The organism is uncultured Shewanella sp. (genome assembly GCF_947491715.1).
Taxonomy (GTDB): domain Bacteria; phylum Pseudomonadota; class Gammaproteobacteria; order Enterobacterales; family Shewanellaceae; genus Shewanella.
The window spans coordinates 1-16,812 of the sequence record NZ_CANLKR010000046.1; the positions used below are offsets into that span (position 1 = coordinate 1).

The window sequence follows — 16,812 nt, forward strand, 5'->3', positions numbered from 1 at the left end:
CAGTGGAACTATGCACTGAGTTTGTTTGAAGCAAGCAGTATAAAGGGGTTTGCTGAGCAGTATCAAAGGGCCTTATTGGCCATTCTTGATTCAGAAAAAAGATTAGCAGAGGTGTCATTAATATCAACGGATGAGCGTCACACTTTGTTGCATGAATGGAACCCAACTGAGACAAACTATTTGTGTGATAAGACGTTATCAGCCTTGTTTGAAGAACAAGTGGCTAAGACACCGAATAATATAGCACTTGTGTTTGAAGGGGCAGAGTTGACTTATGATGAATTAAATCAACGCGCCAATAAACTTGCCCATCATCTGCGCAGTCAATATCAAGAGGTATATTACACACCGCTGCAGCCAGACACCTTAATTGCGCTTTACCTTGATCGCAGTTTAGAGATGGTTCTCAGTATTATCGCGGTATTAAAGGCAGGAGGTGCCTATGTGCCTATCGCGCCAGAATACCCACAAGCGCGCAGTACCTTTATGCTCGACGATACACAAGCGCCTTTGGCTATCACTCAAGCAGATTATGAGGTGCAACTCAGAGAGTGGCTGAGTCAAGCGAAGTTATGTTGTACGGTTATTTCCGTGAATGGTAGCAATGCGAGCAATGATAACATCAATGATAAAAGTGATTTTGCTGACAATGCAGTTGATAACCCAGTATCGATAAATCAATCTTCTGATTTAGCCTATGTGATTTATACCTCAGGTACAACGGGAAAACCTAAAGGTGTAATGAGTATGCATCAAGGAGTGTCGACCTTAGTGTGCGGGACTGATTATATTGATATTGATGAAAGTGATGTTTTTCTACATCACTCATCCCCTCAGTTTGATGCGGCGACATTTGAGATTTGGGGAGCCTTACTCAATGGGGCGCAATTGGTGGTAGTGAATAAGGCGCTGGTGTTAGATGCTGTGGCACTTGAGTCTTTACTGAGTCAATATCAGGTGAGTATTCTTTGGTTAACGAAAAGTTTATTTGATGAAATTTTGAATCAAAAGAGTGATGTCTTTTCAACGCTTTCATACTTGTTAGTGGGAGGGGAGGCTTTGAATGCGCACTTGATTAATGGGCTTGTTAGCAGTGATGCTAAGCCAAAACATGTGCTTAATGGGTATGGTCCAACAGAAAGTACGACTTTTACAACCGCGTATGCATGTGTTGATGAGAGAGAAACGATACCTTTAGGCAAAGGCATTAGCACTCGACATGTGTATGTGATGACTGCTGCTGGGCAGTTGGCGCCCAAGGGGGCGATTGGTGAGCTTTATATCGGTGGTGCTGGCCTTGCAAGAGGATATTTAAACCGTCCTGAGTTAACGGTTGAACGCTTTATCGATAACCCATTTGCTCGTGAAGAGGATATTGCCAATGGCGATATTCGTTTGTATCAAACTGGGGATTTAGTGCGGTATTTATCGAATGGCGATTTAGAATATTTAGGGCGGAATGATGCTCAAGTTAAAATTCGCGGTCATCGAATTGAACTGGGTGAAATCGAAACGGCATTAGAGGAGATAGGCGGTATAAAACAAGCAGCAGTTATTGATTATCAATCAGCACAGAGCCACTTTTTGGCGGCTTTTGTGGTGCCTGATTTTGCTGCTGATTCTATTCACTTTAACAATGATCGCCGCTCAATGGCGCGGCATATGACAGAAATTGAATTATCGCTCGATCTTAAAGGGGTTAAGCAGAGTTTAGCGAGTGTTTTACCGAGTTTTATGCTACCGACGAGTTTTAGTGTTATAGATAAAATTCCATTAACGATGAATGGCAAGTTGGATAAAGAGGCGCTGCCTGAGCCGATATTGGTTAATGATGAAGACTACGCGCCGCCTCGTAATGAGGTTGAGCGGCAACTATGTCAAATTTGGCAAGAGGTGCTTGGACTGGAACAAGTAGGGATACATGATAATTTCTTTCACATTGGCGGGGATTCTATAAAGGCTATTCAGTTAATGAGTCAGATGAATAAAATAAATGATGAACAAGTCAGTTTAGTCATGTTGTTTACTTACCCAAGCATTGCTGATTTATGTGAAAAGAGGAGTGATAGTGGGCAAGGTACTTCTTTACTGTACACTTTAACTCCAATGTCGACAGCTAAAGATAAGCTGGTTATGATCCATCCTGGTACGTCAGGTGCAGAGGTATATCATCATTTAGCCTTAGCATTATCAACTCGGTTTAATTGTTTTGGAGTAAATAATTACAATTTAGTGTCAGATGATAAAATTGGTTCATTAAAGGTGATTGCTTTAATGTATCTTGATTTACTGTTAGAAGCTAATATTCACCATGATCCTATTAATATTCTAGGGTGGTCTTTAGGGGGAAATATTGCACTCGAGATCGCTTATCAATTAGAATTACGTGGTTATACTGATGTTCAAATTTATTTGCTTGATACGGTTATTCATACTGAAGAAACACAAGCGGTGTTAGATAAAATAGAAGATGATGTCTATTTACAGATGATGCAACGAGATATCATTGATAAGAATGCCAGTCAAGAACATACCGAGCGAGTACTTTCTGCTGTTCCTTTTGAAAATGATATACATCAAGAATCATTAACGGGTTTACTTAATCATACCAAAGTCACTCTTTTTAAAGCTGAAGAGTTGATGAACATCAATGAACAATATCAAGAGTTAACTGAGCTTAATGAGCTTATCAATCAATTAGATGATAATAATATTCAAGCAGTGATAAATAGTCCCCTTAAAATAGTCTCGATAGAAGACAAACATCATACCAATATCATAGAAGCTATTGAAATTATTAGTGAAAATATCATAACCCGTTAATGGCTTTTATTGGGAGAGGTTCAGCATTCATTATATGTAGAATTAAATACAATGAATGCTGAATATTGGATTGTTGATTGTGAATAAGTTTAGAAGATAAAGTTCACCATAAAGGTCACTAGATTAGCATCTTTTTTCTCTGAATATAAAATAGGGGGTTGTACAAATAACCCTGTCGCATAAATATAGTCAGAGTCGATAGCTTCGTACTGATATTCTAAATTTACTGACCAAGTTGGTGTGATATCATAACGTACCCCAGGTGTGACGCTTTGACTAGGGTTAGAATGGTGAGCTTGAGAATAAGTGATATAAGTGGTGAAATCATCAATATTATAAGCGGTGCTCACATACCAATTTGTTTGTAACTCATCAGTTTCAACTTCTGCCATAAATTGAAACTGTTTCCAAGAATATTCATAACCGAAAGCGTGTATATTGATAGTCGAAGTACTAAATGGAAATTGTTGAGCGGTATATTTTGTTCTCATATAGGTGTAGTGTAATCGGTAATCATAACCAGACAAATCGGTGGACAAACCTATGAGTAACTCAGTATCAAATTTTAGTTCATTGCCGACAACTTCTATAGAGTAGGTCCTGTTACTACCATAAAAAGGGTTCACACTGAGGGTCAGTTCATCAGATAAGTCTCGCTTCCATGTGATATCGCCTCCATCGTAATACGTTATACCTGATATACTGTCGTAGACTTCTTGTGGTGGTCTTGCCCAGTAATAAGCCTCGGCGACATAATAGTACTGAGAAGCTAAAAATAGCGGTAATCTTAGTCTTCCTGCTCTCACAGTAAAGTCACCGATATCATAAGATAAATAGGCCCATTCGACTTCTGGCTCACTCCATTCATCTTGGGGGCGTTTAACCCATTGTAGCGAGGCTGCTAAATTATCTGTCACATCATAGTCAAGCTGAATACCAAAAATAGTATCGCAGTCATAGCAAGTTTCATCAGTGATTTCTCGATTGATGAATAAAGGTGTTTTGTTATCAGATTTAGTGATGGACGTTGAACCAAAACCACTAAGCGTAAGATCTGAGGTGATGTCAATAGCCGCGAATGCTGGTGTAGATGATAGCGTTAGGGCGATAAGTGATAATATGGGGGATTTAGGAAAGTTCATCCGTTACTGTCCTTCTATGGTAATCAATATGTTAGCATCTTCTGGAACAAGGGGAGTTGGCGCATAGCCGATGCCGTTTTTATTTTCTTTAAGCCAGTTGACTAATTCACCCACATTGTCATCATCAATAACATGAGGTAAAGAGGCTTTTCCTGAAAAAGCAAGGCTGGCCCAGTATCCATTGACTTGAGATACGGTTTTACCAAGTAGTACCTTATAAAACGCTTCTTTGAATTTAGAATTATTTTCCCAATCTGCTAATTTGATTTTTTTATCATTGATTTTGTCGGTTTTTCCTTTATAAATCATCCTGACTTTACTTTTGCTGATTGTCGATAAAGCAGGGTTCATTGAAAAGACGGCAAATTGTTCTTCTGCAGCATAGGCTAACGTACTCATAAAGGTAAACCACAGCAATAGAAATATTGAAGATATTGAAGCAGGTAGTAATAAATTGTTTTTATTCATTAGAGTGCATTCTAATCCCTTAAAATAGTTATACCTACAAGGTAGTGTAGATAATGTAAAAAAACAAAAATTGAAATGGGTTTTATTTTTTTTTATATCACTATAGTGGTGAATTAAATTTGTATTTTTAATGAAGTAGCAATCGTTACTATGACTGGATTAGCCGTTTTTAATATGATACCCAAAGGACTTGAAATGCATATTTTCTGATCCTATTAAAGTGCTTGATTCAAGGTGTATCACGGGTATAAAGATATTTAAAATGTGTTCTAGTATTTTATGGTTAGTTTTATACTTTTTTGTGGTTTACATTTGTTGTTTTTTGTTTTCTATTTTTATTTGTTAGTTGTATTTAAGTTTGTTGTTTGTCTTTTTTTATAAAGATCTAGGTAATTACAATAAATTTTATGGGTTTTATTTTTATTCCCGATGAATTTGTGAGTATGGTTGATATTATGCCAGTGATATCGCTTGGTGAATGTTTTTGTTAGAGGATTTTCTTCTTGATTATTGTTTCTCATTTTGAATTTTGTTGGCAAATTCTATGATTAAAACTAAATTGATTTTATTTGGAGTCGTGTTACTTTCTTTATTCTATTTGACCGTTTTATATTTTGCCTTGAATCCTAATGTTTCCGTTGCTTATTCTGAATACTATATTCATAACAGTACTATGTTTTACAACCAAAAAGTGCCTGATATGTTACTCCCTTTGGGAAAGTCACTATCAGTGAAAATGTTAATGCCCTATTTTAGTCGTGAAGGGTGGAGTAAGCAATCAATTAAAGATGAAAATGCCTTGTTGCTGAATAAGGGGAGTTTGATATTTAATCTCAACAGTACCAGTAAAGTAGAAATATTCAATTTCCAGTTTTCCCAAGTTAATCATCCTATCACAGTATTTTTCACTATCGCGGGACAAAGATTTATAAAGTTGCTCATGCCGAGTGATGTCGGTTTAATTAGTCTTAATGTACCAAATGCCTTATTGAGTCATCGATTTGATAAGGTGAACACATTAACACTCTGTTCATCCTCACCCGTATCCCTGATGAATTTAATGGTTAAGGAGTTGTAAGTATGAGCCATGATTTAACGCTTGTTGTGCCTGTCTATAATGAACAGGAAAGTATTTCAGTATTTGTAGAGACGATAAAACTGGAGTTAGCTTCTATCTATCATCACATTGATATTCTTTTTGTTAATGATGGTAGTACCGATAATACCCATAGTGTGATCAGTACTGAAATCGAGAATAATGACAATATTAGTTTGATTGATTTAGCGAAAAACTTTGGTAAGGAAGCTGCGATGACAGCAGGTTTACAGCATGCTAGGGGGGAGGCTGTGGTGATTATGGATGTTGATTTACAAGATCCTCCTAGCGTTATTTTGGCATTTTTTGATCTTTGGTGTACGGGGCAATATGACACGGTTTATGGCGTGAGAGTGGATAGAAGCGCCGATACCAGAATGAAGCGATGTACAGCTGGAGGGTTTTATAAATTATTTAATCTTTTATCTCACAGAACTAAATTACCTGAAAATACAGGGGATTTTAGGTTGATCAATCGCAAGGTTATCGATGCTTTAAATCAGATGCCAGAAAGAAACCGCTTTATGAAGGGCATGTTTGCTTGGAGTGCTTTTCGTGCAACAGGCGTGCCATTTGAACGTCCTGAGCGTAATATTGGCAAGACTAAGTTTAATTATTGGAGTTTATGGAATTTTGCTTTGGATGGTATTTTAAGCTTTACCAGTTGGCCACTAAGGGTGTGGAGCTATATTGGTTTTGGTATTTCATTTATTGCCTTTTTATATGCTTCCCATATCTTAATTGATACCTTGTTTTTAGGCGTGAAGGTACCTGGTTATGCTTCTATTATGTCGGTCATTTTATTTTTAGGAGGAGTTCAGCTGATTTCTCTTGGGGTAATAGGAGAGTATATCGGTCGAATATTTACAGAAATAAAACAAAGGCCAATATATTTAATTAATAACATTACTGGTTATTACCAAGATAGAGATAGGCCAAATGAATAATGAGATGAAAGTGGCCACCTATCATTTTTGGCAACTGAATCGTTTTGCCCTTGTTGGGGGGATGGCGACATTAGTGCACTTATCTGTTTCACGGCTTCTTTTCTTCTATCGAGGTGACTTACCTGAATTGATGGTTAATAGTGTTGCTTTTTTCATTGCTTTTTTTGTTTCTTTTTTAGGGCACAGGCATTTTACTTTTAAAACTCAGGGTTCAATTATTAAATTTTTGAGCGTGTCATTACTGGGCTTCTTGATCAACAATAGTTTACTTTTTTATATCGTGCAAACGCAATATTTAAAGGGGTGGAATGCCATATTACTGTCAACATTATCGGTTCCCATTTTGACTTATATTCTTTCTAAATTATGGGTTTTTAGATAATGAGTAAAGGTGTGTTGAGATCAACAGAAAGGTTATCAAAGACTGACTGGAAAATGATCATTAGTGTTTTCTTGTTAAGTCGAATATTTATTTACTTTATTGGGTTGATGGCAAGTCGTATTTATGGTGGGAGCCCAGCGGTACTGGATGCTTTTTGCCAATTTGATTGTACTTGGTATAAACAGATCATTGACATCGGCTATGATTTACAGCCTCGCTGGCATGTAGAGCATGATGCTGCTAGTTGGGCATTCATGCCTGTTTATCCTATGATAGCCAAAGTGTTGGATGTTTTTTTTAATTCAACAACCTTGTCGTTATATGTGGTCAGTAATGCTTCCTTTTTTATGGCGTTAGTGTTCATGTTAAAGCTTTCGAGGCAAATGGGCTTGTCTAATGAAGGGTACTTTCCCATATGGCTTCTCGCTTTTTCTCCCTATTCCGTCTATTTTGTGAGCGGTTATACCGAATCGCTTTTTATGGCATTAACACTGGCTGTTTTTTTATTTAGCTATCGCCAGCAATGGCTATATGTTGCGATATGTGGAATATTGCTTGCGGGGACTCGTAATTTAGGGGTGATGATTGTTTTTCCTGTATTACTGATTGCGATTGGTCATTATGGTGTGCGTTCTTTTTTTAAGACTGAACGTGGATTGATTGTTGTGGCTGTGCTTTGGGTCATTCCCCTTCTACTTTTTAGCTATATGCTTTATCTGTACTTTTTAACCGGAGATGGTTTTGCTTTTACTCACATACAAATTGCTTGGAGGCGATATATTGATTGGCCAACTCATTGGTTAGAAAAAGGCCTGTCTGATGGTGGAAAAGGGCTCTATTTAGTCGGTATGGTTATTCTTGGTTGGTTGATTAACTTATATCTGGTTTATAAAAAATTGTGGGCAGAAGCCACTTTTGTGTTCATTTGTACTTTTATTCCTTTATTAACAGGCATTACAGCCATGCCGCGTTATCTGTTTGGGCTTTCACCTGTTTATATTGCTTTTGTTGCATTTTCTGATAAAAAACCTCAGTTACAAACCGCCATTCTTGTTTTATCTTCGGTGAGTTTAAGTTTTATTGTTATAGGGTTTGTATTGGAACAGTTTTTCACTGTGTAAATGGAGTTTACGGTTATAATTATGATTATTTATTATATTTATTTTAAAGATAAATGGATCTCATAGTGAAAGATTTATGTTAATTTTTAATTTTGTTATTATTTATACCAAAAAATTGATAAGAAAAGCGTTTTTCTTATTTTATTCCCATAAACTTTATATTAACCTGTATTTAATCTTTTTTCATGAGTGATCGTATTTTATGACTAAATATGTTGCTTGTTTTATTGTGATCATCAGTCTGTTAGGGCAATCTTTGCTTTTATCAGCGAGTGCTGAGCCGAGTTTCGGTAATGGCACAGATGTGAGTGCAGTGATGCAAAAGCAAACAATGTCATTTTATGCGTCGAGCCATCAAGATACCAATGCCCATAGCACTTCGGTCAAACAAGTTGTAAAAACAGATAAAATATCACAATGTGAGGAACATTTGTCTCAATGTGCTCAATTAGACTCGGGACATTGTACTGCTCATAGTTATTGTCATACGGGCGCTTTATTGCCAATGACACTTTTTATTTCATCTGTTGTATTTGCGAAGCCGATTATGACATCAAGATGGTCGTCTAAAACGATTTCAAGCTTGCAAGATTTTCGCCCTCCTATTGTTTAATTTTTCAATACATTTCTTTTTAACTTGTTTTTGAATTTAATTGATTAATTAATTGATCCTTTATTGTTCTGAATACCCTATTCTTTTTTATAAAGAAGGTGTAGAACGATAAGGTTGGGAGTATTATATGAAAACCTTAACTCATTTATCTATTTTCAGTGTTGTTTTTTTCTCTGTTGCTGCTTTTGCAAGTACTGGCAATTCATCATCAAATGTGAGTGATACTGGTCAAACTGGCGTGCAGGCTTCACTATTGAACAATACCGATGTGCAAGGTTTTGATCAAAGCCAGCAAGATAGATATAGAACGACTGCTGCTAAATCGAATTATCAGTTCTCAAATAATATGGACAGTGACGATGCACTGGCTAGTAATCAGATAGCGTCAACGACTTCATTTAGTCAGTCACAGCATGATTTCTCTCAGCCAAGTTCACTCTTATAATGCCTGATATGTGTAGGAATCTTAGTGCTTAATGTCTCGTGATGTGTTGAGTTAACTTGAGACTTTGAAAGTGACGCTATTAAAGTGTCACTTTTATTTTTAAGGCTTTGGGCAATGACTGCACTTGCATTCTCTATAAAAAGTATCTTCTCCTCGGTAAGTTTCCCCTCCGTTTGTTGAAGTGAGCACCCAGTTGGTATAGAGCAGTCCGTCCTTAATTTCTCCATCCCAAATCGTATTGGATTGGCAATCTTGAGTACGGTTTTGCCAATTAACTTTAAATTCAAATGCACTCTCACCGATCATATGCCCTGTTAAGGAGAACCATTGCTCGGGTTTTGCGCACCAGCCTGATTGTCCACTGGCGAAACCGCCAGTCAATTGCCCCGTCTTTGATGCTTGTGTGATGTACATAGTAGAGCATCCATGGGGGTTAAAGTTGTACCAAGCTCCAAGGAGTGAGTGTTTTTCTGTGGTGGAATCTGGAGTGCTTTTGGCTTGACTGGTTATCAAAGAGCTAGATAGGTTAAAGATTAATACAGTGAGTAGTAAATAATTGCTTTGAGTCATGGCTGTGTATCTCAATGCGTTGGCTTAGATAAAATATAGTCGATGTGACGTTTTTTGCATACTGAACAGAAGTGATCTCAAGGTTGGTTTTTTGAGAAAATAGACATAATTGTAACGGCATATTGCTGTTCAATATAATATCGAAAAACTTAACTATACTCGATTCAAGGTTTGCTAGTCGGTTGATTGTAAACATGCTGAAGTGGATACCTTATTTTGTCATTTTTGTGTCTTCTGGCTTGTTATGGAGCCTTTCTTTTACTGTGAGTAGTGCTTCTTCTCAAGATGGTACGGTTTCAAGCGGTCTTCAAAGCTTAAATCTGATTTCTAAAGACGAACCTCAACAATCTATGGCGCCATTTAATGACAGTTTGCTCATTTCTTCCCATAATCAACCACAATTCGGTCATCTCCTAGATCATGTGTACACTCATTTCCAAGACCGCAAATATCCACTAACAGAACCTATTCATGAGTATATGCTAGTGTCTGGCGTTTTTGTGGGTGTGCAAAGACTTATAGCGTTAGCCACTTTGGCTCTGCCCATGTGGGTTTCAAAAACGATTATCAATAATGACATCTATCACCCTCCTATCATTATTTTAATGCATTGAATGTTTAACTTTTATTGAGATAGCTCAATTAATGAGTTGTCAGGTTTATTAAGCTTTCAAGTATTAAGTTGTGGAGTCTGTGATGAAATACTTTATATCGGTGTGTTTATTCTTTGTCATCGTTTCTGTGGCCAAAGCTTCAAATGATTTTGTCCAGTGTTTAGACAATACTCAGGCTGAAATGGCGATGCTCTCAACATCATCAGAGAGAAATGTTCAAAAGACGGCCGAAGAGGGATCGGAACACTCATTAAAAGGAACGTTTCGCCAGCAACAGGGAGGTGGCGAATATACTGAGGCGACTACAAGCCGTTATGATTTTTCTAAAAATCCATCTTCTCAACAAGCGCTATCTGAAAAAGTCATGGTGACTCAAACAAGCTATAACCAGAGTCAACACGATTTTTCTCGGGCGGCTTCAGATCTATAGATGGATATGGTGAATGGACTGAGTTTAACAAATGTTGGATGGTTAAGGGGAAGTGGGGTGCAGTTGTTTACTGCTCTGTTTCCCTTTACACCATTTGCCATTAAATTGATGGCTAAATTCACACATTCTTGACCAACTACCAGCAACATGGCTGTAGTGATGGCTAAAATGGCGACAAGCGTCTATCCAATCTTTCTTTTTAATGGCTAATTGTGTGAGTAACTTCGGCGTTTTTTGAGTATTCGTGGGGAGCTTGTTATGGATCATCTCTTGATGTGTCCATTTTATGAGTGCGATATAATCTGGTAAGTGAAAGGGGATATGCACCTTTTTTCCTGCACGTGTCATGTGATCGAAAGGCAGTAATGTTGCAGGTTGCTGTGCAATGGCTAAATATTCGCTGTCGAAGTCATAGAGGTGTGCATCTTTTTGTGCGTGTTTGACTGCTGACATGCGTAAGCTTATTGAGGTTAAATAGTCGTTTTCAAGTGATTGACTTAATTGTTCTCTTATTGGCGCTAAATCAACATACATGATACAGGCTAGGAGTGCGGGCTCATCGAGTAGCGCCTGACTTTTAAAACGCCCTTGCCAAAAGGCCCCTCTACAGTTTTCCTCTTTATTGACTTGACGTGAAACTGTTTCATTTAAGCAGCGCATAAACCAACTGACATCCGTTAAGCGTTCACGCCATTTACAGACTAATTCATCAAGCTTGAGTTTCTCAGGCTCAGTGAACAGTGTTTTTTCTGTGTATTTAATGGCCAAAGGAGGGAGTTTAAAGAGCTGTTTCCAGCGTTGGATTAATTGGTTTGTTGTTAAATGATTGGCTGTATCGATATTCACTTTTAAGACTAAGTGATAGTGGTGATTGAGAACAGCGTAAGCACATATGTCGATGCAAAAAAGGCCTGATAATTGAATGAGTCTATCGACAAACCATTGAGCACGATGAAGATCCAGTTCAGAGGATTGTTTCTGTGAGTCTTTATTGGTGACTAAATAAGTCCCTCTGACGCAATGGTTTTGAATATGGTAATAAGGGGTACTTTCAATATGAATAAGTTTTTTGCGACTTTCAGTCATTATGCGTTTAGTTTTAGTTAATTTTTAAAAGCTTAGTCATTAACATTCGATAATACAATGACATTATCGATAGATCTGTTCTTAAAAATACCATGTGATAACATTCTTAGCATATTTTGGTTTATTTAAGTTTTATCATGAAAATCCTACATACGTCCGATTGGCATTTAGGGCAACACTTTCTCACCAAGAGTCGAAAAAATGAGCATCAGGCATTTCTCTATTGGTTGCTAGAGCAAGTGAGCTTGCATCAAATTGATGCCATTATTGTGGCGGGGGATATTTTTGATACAGGCACACCACCTAGTTATGCCAGAGAAATGTATAATCGTTTTGTCGTGGCGATGGATCAGCTGAGTTGCAGCTTAATTGTATTAGGGGGAAATCATGATTCTGTTGCAATGTTAAATGAGTCTAAAAGTTTATTAGCTTGTTTAAATACCCAAGTGATAGCCAATACGTCAGATGCTGTTCATGAGCAAGTGTTAACCTTGAATAATAGGCAAGGCGAAGTCGGTGCTATTGTTTGTGCAGTGCCCTTTATTAGAGCTAGAGATATTGTCTTAAGCGCTGCGGGTGAAACCGGAATTGAAAAACGTCAGATACTCGGCGAGGCAATTAAACAGCACTATACAAGTATTTATGATGCAGCATTAAGTTTAAGAGAGCTGAATCAATGGAATGTGCCGATTATTGCGACAGGTCATTTAACAGCGTTAGGTGTGAGCCAATCTGAATCGGTGCGTGATATTTATATTGGATCATTAGATGGGTTTGCTGCTGATGGTTTCCCCCCTGCGGATTACATTGCTCTTGGGCATATACATCGACCCCAAGTAGTGGCTAAAGCAGAGCATATTCGTTATAGCGGCTCGCCTATTCCTTTGAGCTTTGATGAGCTTAAATATCAAAAACAAGTCATAGTGGTTGAATTTACTCAAGCTAAGCGCAAGCAGATCATACCTATTGAGGTTCCTCTTTTTCAACCTATGGCAGTATTAAAAGGTAGCCTTGACGAGATTGCTAAGCAGTTAACTCAGTTGCCAACAGGTGAGGCTGATTTACCCACGTGGCTTTTTATAGAAGTGCATATGCAAGATTATTTCTCCGATTTGCAGCAACGTATTCAAAAGATGACCCAAGATTTGCATGTTGAGGTATTAAGGCTAAAACGGGCTCGAGGATCCCATCAACAAGGTATTGAGTCTGAGGCAAAGGAAACATTGGCAGAATTAACCCCTTTTGATGTGTTTAATAAGCGTCTTGCGATTGAAAATAATAATCAGGCAATAGCAAAGGCTCAAGTGGAGCGGATTAAGACTCAGTTTCAACATATCCTCTGTGAAATAGAGCTTAAGGAAGCTGAGTAAATGAAGATCTTACGTTTGCAATTTAAAAACTTAAACGCCTTAAAAGGAGAGTGGAAAGTTGATTTTACCCATTCTCCCTTTGTTGATAATGGCTTGTTCGCAATAACAGGTCCCACAGGCGCAGGTAAAACGACTATTCTCGATGCCATTTGTTTAGCTTTATATCACTGCACGCCTCGGCTGGGGGCGATCACCACATCCAGTAATGAAATTATGACTCGGGGAACAGCTGAATGTTCCGCTGAGGTGGAGTTTGAGGTGAAAAGTCGGGTTTATCGGGCTCACTGGAGTATGCGCCGTTCGAGAGGAAAGGCGGATGGTAAGTTGCAATCAGCCGATGTGCAATTGGCAGAAGTTGAAAGCGGGAAAATTATTGCCAGTCAGATTAAACAAAAAAGTGAAGGTATAGAGAAAATTACGGGGCTCGATTTTGCTCGGTTTACTAAGTCTATGATGCTTTCCCAGGGAGAGTTTGCTGCTTTTTTAAATGCCAAAGAGAGTGAGAGAGCCGAATTATTAGAAGAGTTAACAGGCACTGAAATATATGGATTGATCTCAGAAAAAGTGCATGAGAAATTCACGCAGTCCAAGCAAGGTTTGGCTGAGCTTGAGGCACAAGTTAAAGGTGTACAGCTGCTATCTGAGGAGCAAAAAGACAGTTTAAAACAAGAATTGGCCACATTGGCACAAACGCAAATAAGATTTAAATCGAGACAAACTGTGTGTCAGGAGCATATGACTTGGCTCAAGGATTTTCATAAGGCGCAGGCGGAGAAGTTGGCCGCTAATGAGCAATTTACGTTGGCAGTACAGCAACAAAAAAGTGCAAAGCCAAAGTTACAGCGCCTTCAACATGCAGAGCCTGCGGAAAAGCTCAGATCCCCCTTTGCCTTGTGGGATGATAGTGTGAAGCAATTTCAGGCAATGCAAAGTTTATTGAGCGAAAAAGAAAAGTGTGCGGCAGCACTTGAAGATAAACGTGATCAGCAGCGAACCAAGCATGAATTAGCTGAGTCCTACTTAGGGCAAGCTAAGCAAACACTCAGTGAGCTTGAAAGGCGTATTGTTGATGACATTCAACCTCTTGATAATCTTCGCCTTAACCTTCAAGGAAAGTGTGAAGATAAGTCAATTCAACTTGCTGATTTAGATGAAAAGCATAAAAAAGAATGCACCATAAAAGACAAGTTGTTACGGGATAAAGCACTGCAAGAAGCCAAGCAAGTGACAGTGAGTGAATATTTACATTTACACCAAGCTGATGCTTGTTTGAATACCTTTCTAGGTCAGTGGTTATTGCAGTCAGAGCAGCTTAATGACCAAGCTGCGGTGCTTAATAAGCTGATATTTAGCGAACAAACGCAGCAAGGTGTGATTGACGAGAAGCAAACCGCACTTGAGGTGAGTCATGCGCACCTGAGAGGGGCAATCGATGGTGTGACGTTAAAAAAGCAAACGTTAGTACAAGCGCAACAGCAGCTTACCCATGCAAAAAAAGCAGGAGATATTGAGGCACTTGAACAAGAAAGAGAAGCGCTCAACCAGTCTTATGCTGCTCGAATACAAATGCGGGATTGCCATCAAACTTGGCTAAAGAATCAAAGGGAACATGAACGCATAATGTCCTTGAGTGAAAAGCAACAGCAGGTGATATCGACGCTCGAGGAAAAACAACAAAGCACTCATGCTCAGGTAGAACAGCACAAACAATTAATCAGTGTCTTGCAGCGGCTGGTGACACAAGAAGGACATTTAGCCCAATACAGAAATCAGTTGCAGGAGGGAGATGATTGTCCTTTATGCGGGGCTAAACAGCACCCGAAAATATCAGATAACATTGAGTCTCAATCTGACTTTTTACTGGAACTGGAGCAAGCTGAAAGGGAGCTTGAAAAAGCGCAGGCTCAGCTTTCTGAGGTCAAATCAGAATGGCAGGCGCAGTGTCGTTATGAGCAAGAGTTGCATCGTAAAAATCATGAATTAGTCCATGAGCAAGAATCGCTCATGGGGAATTGGGTGGCATTGACGGATAAACTGACGATTGAATTCAGTATCAATGATCATCAAGGCATTACCCTTTACCAAGAAGATCAGGATCATCGCTTTAGGGCTTTAACAAAGATGATTTCTGCAGTGAAGGTTTGTGAACGCGATGAGCAAGTGGCTCAAGTAGCTTGGCAGGATGCTTGTCGAACCCAAGAGTCGGTACAGCAAGCGCAATTACTTCTTAAGCAAGATATTAAGGCTCAAGAGAATACGCGAGAAAAAATATGGGCTGATAAGCAAGCTTGTCAAGCCAATATGAAGACAATACAAGACGCGTTAAGATTGCAAATTGGTGAGGCAGGCTACAATGTGCCTGATTTTACAACGTTAGAAGCTTGGCTGAAAAATAAAAATCGTGATGCGCAAACTTGGGAGAGTCAGTGCCGACAAAAAGAGACTATCACTCATACTTTGTTAGCGTTATTGCCTCAAATAGAAGCGGTCGCGTCTGGACTGAATGAAAAAAGTCATCAATTGGCACGACTGAAAAAGGAGCGTGGTCAATTAATAGCAGAGCTTGAAAAAGTGACAGAAGCGCGTCATAAGCTGTTTGGTAATAAGAGTGTTGAAAAAGAGAGAATGTTAGCGCAGCAAGATGTTAATTTGGCTGAGACTCACTATAAAGAGAGTGTTCAAAGTCTCCAGTTAAGTCAAGATGGCTATGTGGCCATGAAGGCTGAAGTGGGGACGTTAGAGGATCAAATACAAGTGTTAATGGTAAAAGAGCAGGAGGCTCACGTTCATTGGCAAGCCCAGCTTAAGCAAAGCCCCTTTGATTCACAATACGATTTTAAAAAAGCCCTATTGAGTCCAGAGGAACATCAGCAGTTAGTGACGCTGCAATTGGCACTGAATAAGGCCGTTAATGAAGCGAATGCGTTATTGCAAAGGGCAGAAAAAACCTTAGCAGTATTAGCGACGAGCCCCTTAGCGGATCCTTTAGAGGATACCTCTTTGCAAACATTGGCAACAGAAATAGAGGCATTAGGCTTGCAGCTGGATGAGCTGAATAAACGAGTCGGTGATATTACCGCTCAGCAACGAGCCGATTTAGCTCAAAAACAAACTCAGCAGGCCTTGTTTAATGAAATTGCTCGTTATACCGAGGAGTATAATGATATTCAGTATTTGCATGCACTCATTGGTTCTCAAAAAGGCGATAAATTTAGAAAATTTGCCCAAGGACTGACTTTAGATAATTTGGTGTACTTAGCCAATAAACAATTAGACAGTGTTCATGGGCGTTATCAATTAAAACGCAAACAAGAGCAAGCCCTGTTATTAGTCGTGATTGATACATGGCAAGGCGACATAGAGCGTGATACTAAAACTTTATCCGGTGGCGAAAGTTTTTTAGTGAGTTTGGCGTTAGCGCTAGCGTTATCTGATTTAGTGAGTCATAAGACTAGCATTGATTCATTATTTTTGGACGAAGGGTTTGGCACATTAGACAGTGAAACATTGGATATTGCCTTGAATGCGTTAGATAATCTTAATGCCAGTGGAAAAATGATAGGCGTTATTAGTCATATTGACGCCATGAAAGAGCGGATCCCCGTACAACTTAATATTCGTCGCCGCAATGGACTGGGGATCAGTACGCTCAGTGAGGAATACCGAGTGGCAAGTTAGCGCCCTGTGCTAGGCCATGTTAATGAA

15 protein-coding genes are annotated in these 16,812 nt (G+C 38.8%); 11 read left to right on the plus strand and 4 right to left on the minus strand.

Annotation, left to right across the window (positions count from 1 at the left end; genetic code table 11):
• The coding region (locus Q0779_RS20895; protein ID WP_298775663.1) for an amino acid adenylation domain-containing protein at window positions 1-2,823 on the plus strand (2,823 nt) is incomplete at its 5' end.
• 89 nt (window positions 2,824-2,912) lie between these two features.
• On the opposite strand, the gene Q0779_RS20900 is transcribed toward Q0779_RS20895, so the two are convergent.
• Together Q0779_RS20900 and Q0779_RS20905 are read right to left on the minus strand one after the other, a co-directional pair.
• Window positions 2,913-3,965, minus strand: a complete 1,053-nt coding sequence (locus tag Q0779_RS20900; protein ID WP_298775665.1) for a porin — start codon at window positions 3,963-3,965, stop codon at window positions 2,913-2,915.
• A gap of 3 nt (window positions 3,966-3,968) precedes the next feature.
• Window positions 3,969-4,433, minus strand: coding sequence for a hypothetical protein (locus tag Q0779_RS20905; RefSeq protein WP_298775666.1), 465 nt, complete (start codon window positions 4,431-4,433; stop codon window positions 3,969-3,971).
• A 544-nt stretch (window positions 4,434-4,977) separates the two neighbouring features.
• Here Q0779_RS20905 and Q0779_RS20910 point away from each other — a divergent pair.
• The 6 genes from Q0779_RS20910 (at window position 4,978) to Q0779_RS20935 (ending at window position 9,037) form a co-directional block, all read left to right on the plus strand.
• The gene (locus Q0779_RS20910; RefSeq protein WP_298775667.1) at window positions 4,978-5,511 is read left to right on the plus strand and encodes a hypothetical protein; all 534 of its coding nucleotides are present in this window, start codon (window positions 4,978-4,980) and stop codon (window positions 5,509-5,511) included.
• A 2-nt stretch (window positions 5,512-5,513) separates the two neighbouring features.
• Window positions 5,514-6,476 (plus strand): glycosyltransferase family 2 protein, encoded by a 963-nt coding sequence (locus Q0779_RS20915; protein WP_298775668.1) that lies wholly within the window; start codon window positions 5,514-5,516, stop codon window positions 6,474-6,476.
• Window positions 6,469-6,858 (plus strand): GtrA family protein, encoded by a 390-nt coding sequence (locus Q0779_RS20920; RefSeq protein ID WP_298775671.1) that lies wholly within the window; start codon window positions 6,469-6,471, stop codon window positions 6,856-6,858. The genes Q0779_RS20915 and Q0779_RS20920 overlap by 8 nt, the downstream gene beginning before the upstream one ends.
• 11 nt (window positions 6,859-6,869) lie before the next feature.
• On the plus strand, window positions 6,870-7,979 hold the full coding sequence (locus tag Q0779_RS20925) for a hypothetical protein (protein ID WP_298775673.1): 1,110 nt from the start codon (window positions 6,870-6,872) through the stop codon (window positions 7,977-7,979).
• Between the two features lie 202 nt (window positions 7,980-8,181).
• Window positions 8,182-8,592 carry a hypothetical protein gene (locus Q0779_RS20930; protein ID WP_298775674.1) on the plus strand — a complete coding sequence of 137 codons (411 nt, stop codon included), beginning with the start codon at window positions 8,182-8,184 and terminating at the stop codon, window positions 8,590-8,592.
• A 127-nt stretch (window positions 8,593-8,719) separates the two neighbouring features.
• Window positions 8,720-9,037, plus strand: a complete 318-nt coding sequence (locus tag Q0779_RS20935; protein WP_298775675.1) for a hypothetical protein — start codon at window positions 8,720-8,722, stop codon at window positions 9,035-9,037.
• 99 nt (window positions 9,038-9,136) lie between these two features.
• Here the strand turns inward: Q0779_RS20935 and Q0779_RS20940 are convergent, their stop codons facing one another.
• Window positions 9,137-9,607 (minus strand): avidin/streptavidin family protein, encoded by a 471-nt coding sequence (locus Q0779_RS20940; RefSeq protein WP_298775677.1) that lies wholly within the window; start codon window positions 9,605-9,607, stop codon window positions 9,137-9,139.
• Window positions 9,608-9,801: 194 nt separating this feature from the next.
• Here Q0779_RS20940 and Q0779_RS20945 point away from each other — a divergent pair, with 194 nt between their 5' ends.
• Together Q0779_RS20945 and Q0779_RS20950 are read left to right on the plus strand one after the other, a co-directional pair.
• A complete protein-coding gene (locus Q0779_RS20945; protein WP_298775678.1) occupies window positions 9,802-10,221 on the plus strand; it encodes a hypothetical protein in 420 nt (139 codons plus the stop codon).
• 82 nt (window positions 10,222-10,303) lie between these two features.
• Window positions 10,304-10,651 (plus strand): hypothetical protein, encoded by a 348-nt coding sequence (locus Q0779_RS20950; protein WP_298775680.1) that lies wholly within the window; start codon window positions 10,304-10,306, stop codon window positions 10,649-10,651.
• Between the two features lie 42 nt (window positions 10,652-10,693).
• Here Q0779_RS20950 and Q0779_RS20955 read toward each other — a convergent pair whose 3' ends face one another.
• The gene (locus Q0779_RS20955) at window positions 10,694-11,737 is read right to left on the minus strand and encodes a transposase (protein ID WP_298775682.1); all 1,044 of its coding nucleotides are present in this window, start codon (window positions 11,735-11,737) and stop codon (window positions 10,694-10,696) included.
• A gap of 137 nt (window positions 11,738-11,874) precedes the next feature.
• Between Q0779_RS20955 and sbcD the strand changes: the two genes are divergently transcribed.
• Complete coding sequence (sbcD, locus tag Q0779_RS20960) at window positions 11,875-13,107, plus strand: exonuclease subunit SbcD (RefSeq protein ID WP_298775684.1); 1,233 nt, start codon at window positions 11,875-11,877, stop codon at window positions 13,105-13,107.
• Complete coding sequence (locus Q0779_RS20965; RefSeq protein WP_298775686.1) at window positions 13,108-16,785, plus strand: AAA family ATPase; 3,678 nt, start codon at window positions 13,108-13,110, stop codon at window positions 16,783-16,785. It begins immediately after the preceding gene.
• The last annotated feature ends 27 nt before the right edge of the window (window positions 16,786-16,812 follow it).

What these genes read in the sequence shown, in the direction of transcription:
- Q0779_RS20900 (WP_298775665.1), bottom strand. Translation starts at nt 3,965, where the DNA reads ATGAACTTTCCTAAATCCCCCATATTATCACTTATCGCCCTAACGCTA.
- Q0779_RS20905 (WP_298775666.1), bottom strand. Translation starts at nt 4,433, where the DNA reads ATGAATAAAAACAATTTATTACTACCTGCTTCAATATCTTCAATATTT.
- Q0779_RS20910 (WP_298775667.1), top strand. Translation starts at nt 4,978, where the DNA reads ATGATTAAAACTAAATTGATTTTATTTGGAGTCGTGTTACTTTCTTTA.
- Q0779_RS20915 (WP_298775668.1), top strand. Translation starts at nt 5,514, where the DNA reads ATGAGCCATGATTTAACGCTTGTTGTGCCTGTCTATAATGAACAGGAA.
- Q0779_RS20920 (WP_298775671.1), top strand. Translation starts at nt 6,469, where the DNA reads ATGAATAATGAGATGAAAGTGGCCACCTATCATTTTTGGCAACTGAAT.
- Q0779_RS20930 (WP_298775674.1), top strand. Translation starts at nt 8,182, where the DNA reads ATGACTAAATATGTTGCTTGTTTTATTGTGATCATCAGTCTGTTAGGG.
- Q0779_RS20935 (WP_298775675.1), top strand. Translation starts at nt 8,720, where the DNA reads ATGAAAACCTTAACTCATTTATCTATTTTCAGTGTTGTTTTTTTCTCT.
- Q0779_RS20940 (WP_298775677.1), bottom strand. Translation starts at nt 9,607, where the DNA reads ATGACTCAAAGCAATTATTTACTACTCACTGTATTAATCTTTAACCTA.
- Q0779_RS20945 (WP_298775678.1), top strand. Translation starts at nt 9,802, where the DNA reads ATGCTGAAGTGGATACCTTATTTTGTCATTTTTGTGTCTTCTGGCTTG.
- Q0779_RS20950 (WP_298775680.1), top strand. Translation starts at nt 10,304, where the DNA reads ATGAAATACTTTATATCGGTGTGTTTATTCTTTGTCATCGTTTCTGTG.
- Q0779_RS20955 (WP_298775682.1), bottom strand. Translation starts at nt 11,737, where the DNA reads ATGACTGAAAGTCGCAAAAAACTTATTCATATTGAAAGTACCCCTTAT.
- sbcD (WP_298775684.1), top strand. Translation starts at nt 11,875, where the DNA reads ATGAAAATCCTACATACGTCCGATTGGCATTTAGGGCAACACTTTCTC.
- Q0779_RS20965 (WP_298775686.1), top strand. Translation starts at nt 13,108, where the DNA reads ATGAAGATCTTACGTTTGCAATTTAAAAACTTAAACGCCTTAAAAGGA.